The sequence below is a fragment of the Allobosea sp. genome, from assembly GCF_017308015.1.
Taxonomy (GTDB): domain Bacteria; phylum Pseudomonadota; class Alphaproteobacteria; order Rhizobiales; family Beijerinckiaceae; genus Allobosea.
Genome location: NZ_JAFKFW010000048.1, coordinates 1 through 15,815 on the forward strand (window position 1 = coordinate 1; position 15,815 = coordinate 15,815).

19 protein-coding genes are annotated in these 15,815 nt (G+C 65.7%); 9 read left to right on the forward strand and 10 right to left on the reverse strand.

The genetic code is table 11. From position 1 onward, the window contains the following. Nucleotides 1-11 precede the first annotated feature (11 nt). Nucleotides 12-203 (reverse strand): hypothetical protein, encoded by a 192-nt coding sequence (locus J0I42_RS23495; protein ID WP_291658556.1) that lies wholly within the window; start codon nucleotides 201-203, stop codon nucleotides 12-14. Between the two features lie 471 nt (nucleotides 204-674). On the opposite strand from J0I42_RS23495, the gene J0I42_RS23500 reads away from it, so the two are divergent. Further along, entirely contained in the window at nucleotides 675-2,696 is a 2,022-nt protein-coding gene (locus J0I42_RS23500) for a M23 family metallopeptidase (protein ID WP_291658557.1), read from the forward strand. A 112-nt stretch (nucleotides 2,697-2,808) separates the two neighbouring features. Then, nucleotides 2,809-3,726 carry an AEC family transporter gene (locus tag J0I42_RS23505; RefSeq protein ID WP_291658558.1) on the forward strand — a complete coding sequence of 306 codons (918 nt, stop codon included), beginning with the start codon at nucleotides 2,809-2,811 and terminating at the stop codon, nucleotides 3,724-3,726. 5 nt (nucleotides 3,727-3,731) lie between these two features. On the opposite strand, the gene gluQRS is transcribed toward J0I42_RS23505, so the two are convergent. Then, nucleotides 3,732-4,613, reverse strand: a complete 882-nt coding sequence (gene gluQRS / locus J0I42_RS23510) for a tRNA glutamyl-Q(34) synthetase GluQRS (protein WP_291658560.1) — start codon at nucleotides 4,611-4,613, stop codon at nucleotides 3,732-3,734. An 89-nt stretch (nucleotides 4,614-4,702) separates the two neighbouring features. Between gluQRS and J0I42_RS23515 the strand changes: the two genes are divergently transcribed. Next, the gene (locus J0I42_RS23515) at nucleotides 4,703-5,347 is read left to right on the forward strand and encodes a DNA-3-methyladenine glycosylase family protein (protein WP_291658561.1); all 645 of its coding nucleotides are present in this window, start codon (nucleotides 4,703-4,705) and stop codon (nucleotides 5,345-5,347) included. 85 nt (nucleotides 5,348-5,432) lie between these two features. On the opposite strand, the gene J0I42_RS23520 is transcribed toward J0I42_RS23515, so the two are convergent. Further along, nucleotides 5,433-6,212 carry an HpcH/HpaI aldolase family protein gene (locus tag J0I42_RS23520; protein WP_291658563.1) on the reverse strand — a complete coding sequence of 260 codons (780 nt, stop codon included), beginning with the start codon at nucleotides 6,210-6,212 and terminating at the stop codon, nucleotides 5,433-5,435. 145 nt (nucleotides 6,213-6,357) lie between these two features. Continuing rightward, a complete protein-coding gene (locus tag J0I42_RS23525) occupies nucleotides 6,358-6,681 on the reverse strand; it encodes a DUF1476 domain-containing protein (protein ID WP_257735083.1) in 324 nt (107 codons plus the stop codon). 317 nt (nucleotides 6,682-6,998) lie between these two features. Between J0I42_RS23525 and purC the strand changes: the two genes are divergently transcribed. The 4 genes from purC (at nucleotide 6,999) to purQ (ending at nucleotide 9,448) form a co-directional block, all read left to right on the forward strand. After that, a complete protein-coding gene (gene purC, locus J0I42_RS23530) occupies nucleotides 6,999-7,793 on the forward strand; it encodes a phosphoribosylaminoimidazolesuccinocarboxamide synthase (RefSeq protein ID WP_291658564.1) in 795 nt (264 codons plus the stop codon). Nucleotides 7,794-7,834: 41 nt separating this feature from the next. Then, a complete protein-coding gene (locus J0I42_RS23535; RefSeq protein WP_291658565.1) occupies nucleotides 7,835-8,422 on the forward strand; it encodes a hypothetical protein in 588 nt (195 codons plus the stop codon). An 84-nt stretch (nucleotides 8,423-8,506) separates the two neighbouring features. Next, nucleotides 8,507-8,749, forward strand: a complete 243-nt coding sequence (gene purS / locus J0I42_RS23540) for a phosphoribosylformylglycinamidine synthase subunit PurS (RefSeq protein ID WP_291658567.1) — start codon at nucleotides 8,507-8,509, stop codon at nucleotides 8,747-8,749. Between the two features lie 3 nt (nucleotides 8,750-8,752). Next, a complete protein-coding gene (gene purQ, locus J0I42_RS23545; RefSeq protein ID WP_291658569.1) occupies nucleotides 8,753-9,448 on the forward strand; it encodes a phosphoribosylformylglycinamidine synthase subunit PurQ in 696 nt (231 codons plus the stop codon). A 93-nt stretch (nucleotides 9,449-9,541) separates the two neighbouring features. Here the strand turns inward: purQ and J0I42_RS23550 are convergent, their stop codons facing one another. The 4 genes from J0I42_RS23550 to J0I42_RS23565 all read right to left on the reverse strand — a co-directional run bounded on the left by J0I42_RS23550 (nucleotide 9,542) and on the right by J0I42_RS23565 (nucleotide 11,424). Next, on the reverse strand, nucleotides 9,542-10,135 hold the full coding sequence (locus J0I42_RS23550) for a DsbE family thiol:disulfide interchange protein (RefSeq protein WP_291658570.1): 594 nt from the start codon (nucleotides 10,133-10,135) through the stop codon (nucleotides 9,542-9,544). Beyond that, nucleotides 10,132-10,317 (reverse strand): heme exporter protein CcmD, encoded by a 186-nt coding sequence (ccmD, locus tag J0I42_RS23555; protein ID WP_291658571.1) that lies wholly within the window; start codon nucleotides 10,315-10,317, stop codon nucleotides 10,132-10,134. The genes J0I42_RS23550 and ccmD overlap by 4 nt, the downstream gene beginning before the upstream one ends. Then, complete coding sequence (locus J0I42_RS23560) at nucleotides 10,314-11,075, reverse strand: heme ABC transporter permease (RefSeq protein ID WP_291658580.1); 762 nt, start codon at nucleotides 11,073-11,075, stop codon at nucleotides 10,314-10,316. Before J0I42_RS23560 ends, ccmD begins: the two co-directional genes overlap by 4 nt. Nucleotides 11,076-11,184: 109 nt before the next feature. Next, nucleotides 11,185-11,424, reverse strand: coding sequence for a hypothetical protein (locus J0I42_RS23565; RefSeq protein WP_291658572.1), 240 nt, complete (start codon nucleotides 11,422-11,424; stop codon nucleotides 11,185-11,187). A 201-nt stretch (nucleotides 11,425-11,625) separates the two neighbouring features. Between J0I42_RS23565 and J0I42_RS23570 the strand changes: the two genes are divergently transcribed. Further along, entirely contained in the window at nucleotides 11,626-11,853 is a 228-nt protein-coding gene (locus J0I42_RS23570; RefSeq protein ID WP_291658574.1) for a hypothetical protein, read from the forward strand. Nucleotides 11,854-11,858: 5 nt separating this feature from the next. On the opposite strand, the gene ccmB is transcribed toward J0I42_RS23570, so the two are convergent. Beyond that, on the reverse strand, nucleotides 11,859-12,527 hold the full coding sequence (ccmB, locus tag J0I42_RS23575) for a heme exporter protein CcmB (protein WP_291658575.1): 669 nt from the start codon (nucleotides 12,525-12,527) through the stop codon (nucleotides 11,859-11,861). Beyond that, on the reverse strand, nucleotides 12,524-13,147 hold the full coding sequence (gene ccmA / locus J0I42_RS23580; RefSeq protein WP_291658577.1) for a heme ABC exporter ATP-binding protein CcmA: 624 nt from the start codon (nucleotides 13,145-13,147) through the stop codon (nucleotides 12,524-12,526). Before ccmA ends, ccmB begins: the two co-directional genes overlap by 4 nt. A 219-nt stretch (nucleotides 13,148-13,366) precedes the next feature. Here ccmA and acnA point away from each other — a divergent pair. Further along, nucleotides 13,367-15,815, forward strand: a 2,449-nt coding sequence (gene acnA / locus J0I42_RS23585) for an aconitate hydratase AcnA (RefSeq protein ID WP_291658578.1), incomplete at its 3' end; no start/stop codon positions are given.

Genomic DNA, 15,815 nt, shown 5'->3' on the forward strand with positions numbered 1-15,815 from the left:
TCTTTCTGTCTTCAATTTTCAAACAGCGTCGCTTCACCAAATTCAGACAGGAAACCGTCCGGCGAACCGGCCTCAGCCCCAGCGTCCTTAGGAAGCGCAGAAGAGGCGCCGCTCAGCGGCGGCGCCGTCTCGATGGCCGGTTTATAGGCCAGGCCCGGATTGGAAGTCAACACGCTCGATGAAGTTTTTTTGACGGATCGCATTTCTTTTTCCCAGTCCCCTCAAAACCCCGTCTAAAGGCCCGTTTTTGGGAGCTTTCGGCGGGAATGACTTCCCGTCCGATATAGCTCCCGCCCCCGTTTGCCGGGCTGAAGCTGCCGCAGTGCAAAATTTTTTGTCGGCGAAGATCGTCGGAGGCACCGCGCTCCGGGTCTTTGGCCTTTCGACCCGGCTTTCGAACGACAACGGACCGGAACGACCGGACCCTTATCCGGACCCATATATGGCACACGCGCGCTCGCGTATGGTGCCGGCAGGCGCGGCCCCGCCCTTTCCCAAAACAGCCGCATTCTCCCAGCACAGGAGATCGTCCATGGCTGAACGGATTGATTCCGGCTTCCGGCACGGGCATGGTCCTGACGCGCTTTCGTCAGGATGCGTTCAAGGCGCCTTTCGCCACGGCGAGAGGCGCCGTCGAGATTTCGTGACAGCACGCAAGAAGTAACCGCCACGACATGAACGCCCATCCCGAGTTCGCACAGCCGGCCGAGCCGCTCGCCCCCGAGGCGGCGGCTCTTCTGGTCGATCTCGGAATCGAGCCGCCAATCCAGCCCGGCGACTCCCGCCAGCAGCCGCTGGACCGCCGCGGCGTTTCGCTGCGCTGGCTCTTCGCCTGCGCGCTGGTTGGTTCCTGCGGCGCAGCCCTGCTCGGCGCGGCAATCCTGGTGGCGATGCGGGGCGACACCAGCTACCCCGAGCAGCCCGAGACGGTAGCAATCCGCGCCTCCTCGGCCACTGGCGACGGCGGCGGCGCGCGCAAGGGCGACAAGCTCGTCGCCGACCAGCCGGTCATGTCGGCGCGCCATACCCTGCGAGCGCCGATGTCGCAGCGCACCGGCAACCGGGAGGTCATCCGCGTCCGGCCCTTCGTGCGGCTTGCCTCCAATCTGTCGCTGACCACGGGCGTCTATGCCTCCAATATTCCGCCTTTCAATCCGTTGCGCCTGTTCGCCGAGGGCGGACAGCCCGAGGAGCGCTATGCGGAGCCGGCCCAGGACATGCCGGATGCCGACGTCACTATCGTCAAGCGCGATCTCGCCGACCTGACTCTGCCCTCCGGCAAGCCGCAACTCAGCGATGCCGAGGTGATCTCGCAGGTTGAGGAGGAGCGCGCCAACATGGCCAATTCCGGCCGCCAGCGCGCCCTGCCCATTCCGCCGCAATTGATGCTGAGCCGCACGTTGACCGGCACGGCGACACCCGGAACCGACATTCTCGCCTATGCGCCCGCGACCGACACCCGCTTCTCCGGTCTCGAAGTCCGCGTCGTACCCGAGAACGTCACCAACGCCCCGAAAACGCCGATCCCGGCCTCGCGCGAGCCTCTCGTCGAGGACAAGCTGCTGATGGCCAAGCGCGGCGAGAATTTCGAGCAGGTCATGCGCGGCGCCGGCGTCAGCCCCGAGCAGGTCCGCACGATGATCGCCGCCTTCGGGGGCAAGGTCCGGACGTCGGCACTGCCAGACGGCCAGATCCTGCAGGTCCTCTATGCGCCCGGCCCCCGTCCGGGCGACCCCCGGCAGATCATGCGCGTCTCACTACTCAGCAACGGTCAGCCCGACGGCACGATCGCGATGAGCGACAAGGGCACCTTCGTGCCGGTCGATCTGCCGCGCCCGGATGCTCCAGGTCCGCAAAAGCCGCAGCGGCGCAATACCGAGGACGACGATGACGAGGGCTCCGGCGGCGCCCGTCTCTACGAGAGTCTCTACGAGACCGGCGCACGCCACGATCTGCCGCGGCCGCTGGTCGACGAACTCGTCCGCATCTTCTCCTACGATCTCGATTTCCAGCAGCGCGTCCATGGTGGCGACAATCTGGAGGTGATTTTCACCGAAGAAGACGAGAGCGAGCGTGCCGAAATTCTGTCCGCTACCCTGACGGTCAATGGCGAAGCCCGCCGCGTCTTTCGCTACCAGGCCCCGGATGACGGGCTGATCGAGTACTTTGACGACGAAGGCAAATCGTTGAAGAAATTCCTGCTGCGCAAGCCGATCGCCGATGGCGAACTGCGCTCCGGCTTCGGCATGCGCTACCACCCGATCATGCGCTATTCGAAGATGCATACCGGCGTCGACTGGTCGAACCGGATCGGCACGCCGATCCTCGCCGCCGGCAACGGGACCGTTCTGGAAGCCGGCTGGTCGTCCGGCTACGGCAAGCACACCGTGATCGAGCATGCCAACGGCTACGTCACCACTTATTCGCACCAGTCGAATTTCGCCGCCGGCATCGTGAAGGGCGCCAAGGTGCGGCAGGGCCAGGTCATCGGCTATCTCGGCTCGACCGGCCTCTCCACCGGCCCCCACCTGCATTACGAGGTCAAGGTCAACGGCAACTTCGTCAATCCCATGAAGATCCGCGTGCCGCGCGGGCGCGAGCTGCAGGGCCCGACGCTGGCCGAGTTCAAACGCCAGCGCGACGAAATCCGCGGCCTGATCGAGAAAGCCGGCGGCACGCTCGCTCAATTGCGCTGATCGCATGGCGGCAAGGCGTTGCGGCACTTGCCGCGCGCCGGGTGCTTGACAGCTTGCCCGCAAGCGGACACCGCGGAAACCGGCATTCCTCTTTCGCGCGAGTTCCGGAGCAATGGTCGCTTCCCTCCTCGTCGTCCTGCCCGTCTTCGGGCTGATCGGCCTCGGCTATCTCGCTCGCTGGACCAGGCTCCTGCGCGAAACCACGGGCGAAGGCCTGTCCGATTTCGTCTTCGTCCTCGCCGTGCCCTGCCTGCTGTTCCGCACGCTCGCCAAGGCCGACATTCCGGAGACCCAGCCCTGGGGCTACTGGATCGCCTATTTCGCCGGGCTCGCCGTGGTCTGGGTCGTGGCCATGGTCCTCGCTTCCAGGTTCTTTGCGCGAAAGGGGCCGGAACTGGTCGTCTCCGGCTTTGCCGCCGCCCAGTCGAACACAGTCTTCGTCGGCGTCCCGATGATCCTCAAGGCTTATGGCGATGCCGGAGCCGTCCCGCTCGGCCTGCTTCTCGCCATCCACCTGCCGGTCACGATGACGGTTGCGACCTTGCTGGCCGAGGGACGTTCGGCCTCGATCCCACTCCTGATCAAGCGCCTCTTCACCCATCCGATCATCATCGGCATCATCCTCGGCTCCGCGGTACGGCCGGTCATCCACTTCATTCCGACGCCGGTCTGGACGCTGGTCGACCTGCTAGCGGGGGCCGCCGTACCCTGCGCGCTCATCAGCCTGGGGATCGCCATGCGGCGCTACGGGCTCGAATCCGGACTTGCCCTGCCCACCGTGCTGAGCGGGCTGAAGCTCGGCCTGCATCCTCTGCTGGTCTACTGGCTGGCGACGCGGGTCTTCGAGATGCCTGTCCACTGGTCCGGCGTAGCCGTGCTGTTCGCCGCCTGTCCCTGCGGGATCAACGCCTATCTCTTCGCCGAGCGCTACCGGCAGGGCGTGGCCGATGCATCGAGCGCGATCACGCTCTCGACCCTGTTTTCCCTGTTCACCACAGCCGCATGGCTGACCTTCCTGGGCGTCGGCTGAACGTCTCAGGCGAAACCGAGTTGCCGGCGGATCTCGGCTGGAGTGATGCCGTCCGCCCGGAAGGCCGCGAGGCTTCGCGAAGCCCGGCTCTTGGCGAGCTTCTGCCCGTCATCGCCAAGCAGCAGACGATGGAAATGGTACAGCGGCGTCGGCAATTCGAGCAGGTTCTGCAACAGGACATGGACATCCGTTGCCACTTCCAGATCGCGGCCGCGCACGACATGGGTCACGCCCTGCCGCGCATCGTCGACGATAACGGCGAGATGATAGCTCGTCGGCACGTCCTTGCGGGCGAGCACGAGATCGCCCCAGCGTTCCGGCTCAACCCGAACGACGTGTCCGATATCCTCCGCACCGAAGACCTCGTAGCGCAATGACCGCCCGGCGGCGGCGATCGCCGCTGCCATGTCGAGCCGTAGCACATGCGGCTCGCCGGCCGCGATGCGCCGGGCCGCCTCGTCGGGATCGAGCCTCTTGCAGAGGCCGGGATAGAGCGGTGCGCCATCGGGATCGGTCGGCCAGGCCCGCCCTGTCTCGGCCTCGCATGCAGCGACCGCGGTGCGGATCTCCTGCCGCGAGCAGAAACAGGGATAGATCAGCCCGCGCCGACGCAGGTTCATCAGAGCTTCCGCATAATCGTCGAAATGCCTGGACTGCTGGCGGAAACCCGGCTCGAACCGAATGCCGAGCCACTCCAGATCCGTCTCGATTCCTGCGATGAATTCCGGCCGGCAGCGCGTCAGGTCGATATCCTCGATCCGCAGCAGCAGGCGCCCGCCGAAACGGCTCGCCAAGGCCTCGTTGGTCAGGGCCGATAGCGCATGGCCGAGATGGAGGCGCCCGTTCGGGCTCGGCGCGAAACGGAAAACGGGTGGAGCGGGCGGCATCGATCCTGTCTAGGCATTGCGCGCGACCGCGCCAAGCGGCTTCCTGCTTGCTGACGGAAACCGTCGCCTCTGCCATCGATAACCGGGCCATGATCCAGAGAATCACATCCAATGCCGATCTCGAGGAAGGGATGGCCGCGCTGGTCGCCCTCCATCCGGGCTGGCAGCCGATCGTCGCCCGCACCGGCCTGCCGCCGCTCAGGCTGCGCGAGGGTGGCTTTCCCGGCCTCGCCGCGATCATCGTCTCGCAGCAATTGTCGGTCGCCAGCGCACGCGCCGTCTGGAACCGCTTCGCCGGCGTCTTCGTGCCGCTGACGCCCGAGCGTGTCCTGGCGGCGACCGACGACGACATGCGCCTGTCCGGCCTGTCGCGGCCGAAGCAACGCACCTTGCTCGCACTTGCCAACGCCCTCGTCGAGCGCCGCTTCGCCTTCGATGCACTCGAACACGCCTCGCCCGAAGAGGTCCACGCGCAAATGACCGCGATCTCGGGTATCGGCCCCTGGACGGCCGATGTCTATCTGCTGTTCTGCCTCGGCCATCGCGACGGCTTCGCCGCCGGCGACCTCGCCATCCAGGAAGCGGCCCGCCACGCCTTTGGCCTGGCGGCCCGCCCGAAGCCGGCCGAACTCCAGGCCATGGCGGAAGCCTGGCGGCCCTGGCGCGGCGTCGCCGCCCGGCTGCTCTGGGCGGATTACGCCCTCCTGAAGCGCCGAGAGGGCATCAACGCCTGAATCCGCGGCTTTTTTGAAGACCCGTGTCGGGCCTGGGGTGGCAGCGTATTCCCCGCGAGAAACAGGAGCCGAGCGGGGTCCGGTATCAGCTTCGCGTGATCTTCAGCGCCGCCTGCGCAGCAGCGCGCAGCATCCCCGTATCGCTCATCACCGTGACCATGCGCGCGCCCATGGCGAGGCCCTGCTTCGCGCGCTCGGCCGTCGCGGCATAGAGCGCGACCGGCTTATTGGCCGCCGAAGCCCGCGCGACGACGTGCTTGAGCGCTTCATCGACCTCGCGCGCGGTGGCATCGACCTTCGCCCCGCCGGAAAGTGCGATCGACAGATCGGACGGCCCCACGAACAGCGCGTCGATCCCGTCCAGCGCCAGAATGTCGTCGACGATTGCCATCGCCTCGCGCGTTTCGATCATCGCAAAGGTCATCGAGAAGCTGTTGGCGGCCTTGAGATAGCCGTTCTGGTCGAGGCCGGAGGCGCTTAAGCCCCCATAGCTGCCCCAGCTTCGCTCGCCCATCGGCGGATACTTGGCATAGGCCGCGAAACGGCGCGCGTCCTCCATCGTGTTGATCATCGGCGCGATGACGCCTGAGACGCCGCTGTCGAACAGCTTCGAGACGTTCTGGAATTCGCCGACCGGAATGCGCGCGATGGCCGGCTTGCCCGCGGCATTGATCAGCGGGATCGCGCGGATGACCTCAGCCAACGTGATCGGCCCGTGCTGCATGTCGAGCGTGATCGCGTCGAAATCCTCCTGCGCGAGTGTCGCCGAAACGGACGGATCGGGCAGGCCGCACCAGGCTGAAACGATGCTGTCGCCCTTCGCGAAGCGATCGGCGAGGGAAGACAGGACAGTGGACTTGGCCATGGTGCTCATCCGATTCGAGCCGCGCTTCGGACAGCACGGCAACTGACGCAGGTTGCCTCGCGCCGGACCGGAAAAGCAAACGGGCGCCCATGCGCCCGTTTCAGAGACGTCCTGCGCCAGCCGGGATGCACCCGGTGGGACCCTCTCAGCGTCCGGCCTGAATATCGTCGGCCGCCTTGATCAGCAGCTCGGTCATGACGGTGCGGATCTCGGTATCGGCGACGGTCACGCCGGCGAGCGCAAAGTCGTTCTTGACCTTGCGCACCACATCCTCGTCACCGGCTTCCTCGAAATCGGCCACGACGACCGACTTGGCATAAGCCTCGGCATCGGCACCGCTCTTGCCGAGCTTCTCGGCAGCCCAGAGCCCGAGCAGCTTGTTGCGCCGGGCCGTCGCCTTGAAGCGCAGCTCCTCGTCATGGGCGAACTTGTTCTCGTAGGCGTCCTTGCGCTGGTCGAAGGTCGTCATGCGGCGTCCATATCCTCGTGTGGGGAGCTCCTTCCAACCATATAGGCTGCCGGCAGGGCGAGGGCCAGCCTCCATCGCGCGCCCTTCAGCAGTCTTTAAGCCTGCAAAGGCCTCGAAATGCCGATTTGTTGCGTTTGCGGCGCAGACACTCCATATAGCAGGCGCGAGGGCGCCTCCGGCGCTCCCGCATGCAACCGGCTTCGTTGCCGCCGCTGGATTCGTAGCTCACGAGCCCCGCTGGCCGACGGCGCCGGACGAGAACAGAACAGGGGCCAGTTCCCGCCGCGACCCCATCGCGTCCAGAAAAGGGCCGACCTTTGGATTTCCTCAAGCCACGGTACATACCCATGAATCGCCGCCGTCGCATTTACGAAGGCAAGGCGAAGGTCCTCTATGAAGGACCCGAGCCCGGTACGCTGATCCAGCATTTCAAGGATGACGCGACCGCCTTCAATGCCAAGAAGCATGAAGTGATCGATGGCAAGGGCGTGCTCAATAACCGCATCTCCGAGCACATCTTCTCGAATCTCAACGATATCGGCGTGCCCACGCATTTCATCCGCCGGCTGAACATGCGCGAGCAGCTCATCCGTGAGGTCGAGATCATCCCGCTCGAGATCGTCGTGCGCAATATCGCCGCCGGCTCGCTGGCGACGCGGCTGGGCATCGAGGAAGGCACGCAGTTGCCGCGCTCGATCATCGAGTTCTATTACAAGAACGATGCTCTCAGCGACCCGATGGTCTCGGAAGAGCATATCACCGCCTTCGGCTGGGCGACGCCGCAGGAGATCGACGACATCATGGCGCTCGCCATCCGCGTCAACGATTTCCTTTCGGGCCTCTTCCTGGGCGCCGGCATCCGGCTCGTCGACTTCAAGATGGAGACGGGCCGGCTCTGGGAAGGCGAGATGATGCGCATCGTCGTCGCCGACGAGATCAGCCCGGATTCCTGCCGGCTCTGGGACATCAGGTCGAAGGACAAGATGGACAAGGACCGCTTCCGCCGCGACATGGGCGGTCTGATCGAGGCTTACTCCGAAGTCGCCCGCCGCCTCGGCATTCTCGGCGAGAACGAGAACCCCGGCCCGACCGGCCCGCGCCTTGTGCAGTGAGCGCCATCGCGACGCCATTATCGCCGACAAGACGGGAGCGCATGCGCTCCCGTTTTCATGTCCGGGCCCTGCTTCTGGCCGGCAGCCTCCTGCTCGGCGCCTGCTCGTATCATTTCGGGCCGGGCATCGCCGATCTGCCGGCCTCGCAGGGCTGGCAGCCCCTGCCGATCGGCTCCTGGGTACTGAATGACGGGCTGGAAGCCCGCTCGATGGTGTTCTGCCCGCGCGAAAGCTGCACGCGTCAGGGCTTCGCCGCCGTCATCGCGCTCGCCGGCCAGCAGGCCCGCGATATGGAAACCGCGCTGTCGGAAAGCCCGGCCAGTCTCGGGCAGGCTTTCGCCCGACTGGCTGCAGCAAAGGCAGCCGAGCGTCGCAAGGCCCAGCGCAAGCAGAAAAAGAAACCGGATGCGAAACCGGAAGCCCGCAGCGCGACCGACATCGCCCGCATCGATTCGACCGAGGCCAAGGGCGTGCTCGTCACGATCCGGTCTCTCGACACAGCAGGCCGCGAGGCGGTCACCGCGATCCTTTATGGCCGCGAGGCCGACAGTCTCGTCCTGGCGGTCGCCGTGAGCCAGACTGCCGAGACCGCCCGCCGCGATGCACTGGCCGCCTGGCGCAGCCGTTGATTCACGTGAAACGATGGGAAACGGTTGAGCCCGGGTTGATTCACCGTTAAGGCACCCCGTAACAATCCGCGTCCGGAGAAACCCATGAAAGCCCGCGTCACCGTCACCCTGAAGAACGGCGTGCTCGATCCTCAGGGCAAGGCGATCGAAGGCGCGCTGAAGTCGCTCGACATCGCCGGCGTGGAGTCGGTGCGCCAGGGCAAGGTCTTCGACATCGAGCTCTCGGGCTCGGACAAGGCCGCCGCCGAGGCTGCCCTCAGGACCGCCTGCGAAAAACTCCTCGCCAACACCGTGATCGAGAACTACCGCGTCGAGATCGGAGCCTGAGCGATGAAAGCCGCCGTCATCACCTTCCCCGGCTCTAACCGTGACGGCGACGTCGCCAAGGCGTTGAAGCAGGCTGGCGCCGAGGTCACCCATATCTGGCATGCCGATAGTGAGCTGCCGGCCGGGACCGATCTCGTGGTGCTGCCGGGCGGCTTCTCCTATGGCGACTATCTGCGCACCGGCGCCATTGCCGGCCGCGCCCATGTCATGGACGCCGCCCGCGCGCATGCCGCCCGGGGCGGCTATGTGCTGGGGATCTGCAACGGCTTTCAGATCGCCTGCGAGGCTGGCCTCCTGCCCGGCATCCTCGTGCGCAACGCCCATCTGAAATTCGTCTGCAAGCGCCAGCACCTCAAGGTCGAGCGCAACGACACGCCCTATACGAGCGCCTATGCCAAGGGCCAGGTGATCGATGTCTGCATCGCCCATGGCGAGGGCAACTACATCGCCGATGCCGAGACGCTCGCCCGCCTCGAAGGCGAAGGCCTCGTCGCCTTCCGCTATGCGGATGCCGAGGGCAACGTCACGGCCGCGGCGAACCCGAACGGCTCACTCAACAACATCGCCGGCATCTATTCGCCCGGTCTCAACGTGCTCGGCCTGATGCCGCATCCGGAAAACCTGATCGATTCGCTGGTCGGGGGCACCGACGGGCGCGGCCTGTTCCAGAGCCTCGTCGGCTCGAAGCGCGCGGCCTGAAAGAGCGTCATTCTCGGGTCAAGCCCGAGAATCGAATGGCGAGAAACCAATTCTCCGGGAGATGCCCGGGCCAAGCCCGGGCATGGCGGCAGCTCAGCGCGCCTTCAGCGCCCGCTGCAACAGCCTGCTCGCTCCCGCCTGATCGAGCGGGCCGACATGCTTGTCGAGGATATGTCCGTCCGGCCCGATGACGAAGGTCTCCGGCACGCCATAGACACCCCATTCGATCGCCCCGCGCCCGGCCCGGTCGACCCCGACCGCCGAGTAGGGATTGCCAAGCGCGCCGAGGAAGCGCCGGGCATTCTCGGCCTCGTCCTTGTAGTTCATCCCGACCAGTTTGACCTTGCCCTGCTTCACCGCGTCGGTCTCGCCGAGCCCCATCAGCACGGGGTGCTCGACCCGGCAGGGCGCACACCAGCTCGCCCAGACATTGACCAGCGTCGCCTGCCCGTTCGCGAGATCGGCATTGCCGAAGGCGGGCACGGGCTTGCCCTCCTTCTGAAGCCCTTCCAGCGGAACCAGCGTGATGGCCGGAGCGACGCGGCCGATCAGCGCGGAGGGAACCTTGCTCTTGTCGCCGCTGAACAGCCCGACGCCGAAGACGATCGCAAGCAGGCCGAAAATGATCAGCGGCGCAAGGAAAACCAGCGGCGAACGCCGCCGGACGGCAGTTTCGACCCGGCTCATGCCGCCCCCCGGCCCGACCGGCGGCCGGCGCCGCGGCGCTCCAGTGCATCAAGCGCCCGCTTCTGTGCGGCGTGATCGCGCAGGATCGCGAATGTCAGTCCGATGAGAACGATTGCCGAGGCACAGTAGGATGCCAGGATGAAACCGGCATGCGGCCCGATTGCATCGAAAAGGCCGCTCATGCCGGTGCTCCTTGCCTCGCCAGCCTGTCGAGCCGCTCCGCTTCGAGGATCGTCAGCGTCCTGACCCGCCGGCGCATGATCTCGGCGCGCATCGCCACCATGTGCAGCGACAATGCCATCAGAGTGAAGCCGATAGCCAGGATCAGGAGCGGCCATAGCATCGCAGGGTGGATCGTCGGCCCGCCCATGCGCAGCACCGAGGCCGGCTGGTGCAGCGTGTTCCACCAGTCGACCGAGAACTTGATGATCGGCACGTTGACGAAGCCGACAAGCGTCAGGATGGCGACGGCCCGCGCCGCCCGCGAAGGATCATCGAGTACCCGCCAGAGCGCGATGATGCCGAGATAGATCAGCAGCAGCACGAGCATGGATGTCAGCCGCGCATCCCAGACCCAATAAGTGCCCCACATCGGCTTGCCCCAGAGCGCGCCGGTCACCAGGCAGATCAGCGCGAAGCAGGCGCCGATCGGCGCCGCGGCCTTCTGCGCCACATCGGCCAGGGGGTGACGCCAGACCAGCGTGCCGAGCGCCGAAAGCGCCATCATCGAATAGAACATCATGGCGAGCCAGGCGGCCGGCACATGGATGAACATGATGCGGATGGTCTCGCCCTGCTGGTAGTCGGCGGGCGCCTTGAACCAGGCGAGATACAGGCCCGCTGCGAGCAGCAGCGTTGCGATGGCGGCAAGCCACGGCAACAGCGCCGCCGAAAAGCGCATGAAGCGCGTCGGATTGGCGAGGTCGATCAGGCTGGCCATGATGCCGACGATGTCAGTTGCGGGAGCAGGAGCGCCATGGCGCATGCTTTAGCAATCTCGACGGGTTCCAAGCAATGCATGGCAGCGGGATGCGACAATCGCGCTTCGGCTAGGCTTCCTCATCGGAGGAGGCATCTGCCCCGCCCTTGTCGACGATGCCGAACTGCTTGGAACGAACGCCTTCGCCGGCCAGGTCGAAGCCTTCAGCCGTCAGCCCACGCCGAAGCAACTCGCGCACGGCCGCTGCACGGCTCGGCATGCGCTTGGCGAAACGCCAGTCCTCCAGGGCGCGCAGTTCGTCCTGACTGAGCATGATCTGGAGGCGTTCGCCCCGCTCGTCCGCCGACATTTTTGTGCAACCGCATCAAAATGAGTAAGCGACGATAACAGTGCCAGCGACTGTGATGCAAGTGACCGCTCCAATGCTGCCAAAGGAGAGGCTTCCTGCATTTTGTTATCCTGCTAAGCTATTGAATTCATGTTATTTTTATAAGAAGAAACTTGCTTGAGGCGACAGCTTGCACTAGCTTCGGCGTCAGGAGGATCGACGATGTTGATCAAGCTGTCGAAAGATATGCAGCGTGCCGTCGAGACGAAGGTGCGCAGCAAGATCGACGAGGTGCCCGTTCTCGACGTCAATGCCACCGCGGAGGAAATCCGCCTCGTCTTCGCCGAGCGTAACGTTGCGCATGAGGATATCGCGGCGTCCGTCGCCAAGTTCGCGGCGCAATGCGGCTACCCCATCGAATTCGTCGCGCTGGCGCCCCAACGCGACTGAGCCGCCTACTCGGCTGACCTCAGCGCTGCCGCCGCAGCCACGGTGCCGACGACGATCGCGCCCAGCGAGATCGCACACAGGATCAGGAACGGCGTCAGAAAGGGCACGGTGCCGCCCACGGCCGCATTGGCGGCGGAAACACCGAAGATCAGAACAGGCACCGTGAGCGGCGCGACCAGCACGGGGACGATCAGCCCACCGCGCCTGAGACCCGCCGCCAGCGCGGCTACGCCCGCCCCGATGAAGCTCAGTGCCGGCGTGCCGACCAAAAGCGTCGCGACCAGCGGCAGCACACCTTCGCCCGGCAACGCCACCAACAGTCCCAGCAGCGGCGAGACCAGCGCCAGCGGCAAACCCGTCGTCAGCCAATGCGCCAGCGCCTTGGCCAGAACAGCCAGCTCCATCGGCAAGGCGGAAGAGCGGATCAGATCGAGTGAACCGTCCTCCTCGTCGCCCTGGAACAGCCGATCGAGCCCGATCAGCACCGACAGCAGCGCGCCGAGCCAGAGGATCGCCGGTCCGATCCGCGAAAGCAGGTTGAGGTCGGGCCCGAGTGCGAAGGGCACGATGACGACGAGCGTCAGGAAGAAGACGAGCGCCAGTTCACCGCCGCCGCCGGCACGGCCCGCAACGGCAAGGTCTCGCTTCAGGATTGCCAGAAAAGCGCGCTTCATGGCCCGATCCTGACTTCGCGCGCACCATCGAGCCCCAGCGGCCCATGGGTCGCGGCCAGGACCGCGCCGCCCCCGGCAAGGTGATCGCGCATGAGTCCGGCGACCATAGCCTGCGAAGCCGTGTCGAGCGCCGAAAGCGGTTCATCGAGCAGCCAATAGGGACGGCGCGACACGAGCAGCCGCGCCAGGGCGACCCGCCGCCTCTGTCCTGCCGATAGGTAGCCCGCCGGCAATTCCGCAGCATGGCCAAGCCCGACGACGGCCAGAGCCTCGTCCGGGCTTGCTGCGGCGCACCCCAGCACATCCTGCGCGAAAGCGAGATTTTCACGCGCCGTCAGCGCCGTCTTGAGCCCGTCACGATGTCCGACCAGATGCGAGAGCTCGGAGAGCTCGGCCTCGTCCTCGTTCCCTTCCAGCCGAATTCGGCCGCCATCCGGCCTGAGTCGCCCGCATAGCATGGCGATCAGGCTCGATTTGCCGGCGCCGTTGCGACCGGTCAGCGCGATCGCCTCGCCGGGGCGCAGCACAAAGCTCAAGCCTTCGAAGATCAGCCGGCCGCCGCGGCGACACGCGAGGCCTTCGGCGTGAAGACTGGTCGGGGGGAAGGAAGCGGGTCTCAAGCCAGCGCTGCCGCAGATGCGTTCGAGCTCATTTCGTTCATCTAGCGCGCTTCTTGGAATTGCTCTATAGAACCCGCGGCTACGCCGCACGCCGATCCGGCGCGGGGCTCGGGCACTCCCGAGGCGGCGCGCGCGTGATGCGCATTAGGCCTTCGAACGGCACAGTCCGCAAGGGCGCGCCGATCGCGACCGCAACCCCTTGATCAGGATCAAGCCCGAATGGCCTCGCTCGATTCATTCAAAGCCCGCAAGACACTCACTGCCGGCGGCAAGACCTACACCTATTACTCTCTCCCCGATGCCGAGAAGAACGGCCTGCCCGGCATCTCGAAGCTGCCCTTCTCGATGAAGGTGCTCCTCGAGAACCTCTTGCAGTTCGAGGACGGCCGCTCCGTCACCAAGGCCGATATCGAGGCCTTCGTCGCCTGGCTCGACGACAAGGGCACGGCCGGCAAGGAGATCGGCTTCCGCCCGGCCCGCGTGCTGATGCAGGACTTCACCGGCGTCCCGGCCGTCGTCGACCTCGCCGCGATGCGCGACGGCGTCAAGGCGCTCGGCGGCGACCCGCAGAAGATCAACCCGCTCGTGCCCGTCGATCTCGTCATCGACCACTCGGTCATTGTCGACGAGTTCGGCACGCCCAAGGCGCTCGCCCAGAACGTCGAGCTCGAATACGAGCGCAATGCCGAGCGCTACAAGTTCCTGAAATGGGGCCAGGGCGCCTTCGACAATTTCCGCGTCGTCCCGCCCGGCACCGGCATCTGCCACCAGGTCAACCTTGAATACCTCGCCCAGACCGTCTGGACCCGCAAGGAGACCATCGACGGCGTCGAGGTCGAGGTCGCCTATCCCGACACGGTCGTCGGCACCGACTCGCACACCACCATGGTCAACGGCCTCGCCGTGCTCGGCTGGGGCGTCGGCGGCATCGAGGCCGAGGCCGCGATGCTCGGCCAGCCGCAATCGATGCTGCTGCCGGAAGTGATCGGCTTCAAGCTGACCGGCTCGCTCAAGGAAGGCATCACCGCGACCGACCTCGTGCTCACCGTCACGCAGATGCTGCGCAAGAAGGGCGTCGTCGGCAAGTTCGTCGAGTTCTTCGGCCCTGGCCTCTACAACCTGACGCTGGCCGACCGCGCCACCATCGCCAATATGGGCCCGGAATACGGCGCGACCTGCGGCTTCTTCCCGGTCGATGCCGAGACGCTGGACTACCTCACCACCACTGGCCGCAAGGCGGACCGCATCGCGCTGGTCGAGACCTACAGCAAGGCGCAGGGCCTCTTCGCCACCCGCGAGACGCCCGATCCGGTCTTTACCGACACGCTCGAGCTCGATCTCTCCTCGGTCAAGCCCTCGATGGCTGGCCCGAAGCGCCCGGAAGGCCGCGTCGATCTCTCCGGCGTCAAGGCCGGCTTCGCCGCCGCCATGGACACCGACTACAAGAAGGGCGCCGAGATTTCGCGCCGCGTGCAGGTCGAGGGCGAGGATTTCGATCTCGGCCATGGTGACGTCGTCATCGCCGCGATCACCTCCTGCACCAACACCTCGAACCCCTCGGTGCTGATGGCGGCGGGCCTGCTCGCCCGCAACGCGGTCGCCAAGGGCCTCAAGGTCAAGCCCTGGGTGAAGACCTCGCTGGCCCCCGGCTCGCAGGTCGTCGCCGAGTATCTCGCCAAGTCCGGCCTGCAGGCCGATCTCGACACGCTCGGCTTCAACCTGGTCGGTTTCGGCTGCACCACCTGCATCGGCAATTCCGGCCCGCTGCCGGCGCCGATCTCCAAGACGATCAACGAGAAGGGCCTGATCGCGGGCGCCGTCATCTCCGGCAACCGCAATTTCGAAGGCCGCGTCTCGCCGGACGTGCAGGCGAACTATCTCGCGTCGCCGCCGCTGGTCGTCGCCTATGCGCTCGCGGGCTCCGTCCAGATGGACCTGACCACGCAGCCGCTCGGCCAGGGCTCGGACGGCAAGGACGTCTATCTCAAGGATATCTGGCCCTCCAACAAGGAGATTCAGAGCTTCATCCGTGAGAACGTCACCCGCGCGATGTTCGAGGATAAGTACGCCGACGTCTTCAAGGGCGACGCGCACTGGCAGGCGGTCGACGCCCCCAAGAGCGAGACCTATGCCTGGGACGATGCATCGACCTATGTGCAGAACCCGCCCTATTTCCAGGGCATGGGCAAGAAGCCGGCCGCGATCAGCGACATCAAGGGTGCGCGCATCCTCGGCCTGTTCGGCGACAAGATCACAACCGACCACATCTCCCCGGCCGGTTCGATCAAGGCGGCGTCTCCGGCCGGCTCCTATCTCACCGAGCACGGCGTGGCGGTGGCCGATTTCAACCAGTACGGTACGCGCCGCGGTAACCATGAAGTGATGATGCGGGGCACTTTCGCCAATATCCGCATCCGCAACCACATGCTCGGCCCGAACGGCCGCGAGGGTGGCTACACGATCCACTATCCCAGCAAGGAAGAGCTGCCGATCTACGACGCGGCGATGAAGTACCAGGCGGAGAAGGTGCCGCTGGTGATCTTCGCCGGCGTCGAATACGGCAACGGCTCCTCGCGCGACTGGGCCGCGAAGGGCACGAACCTTCTCGGCGTCAAGGCGGTCATCGCCCAGAGCTTCGAGCGTATCCACCGCTCGAACCTGGTCGGCA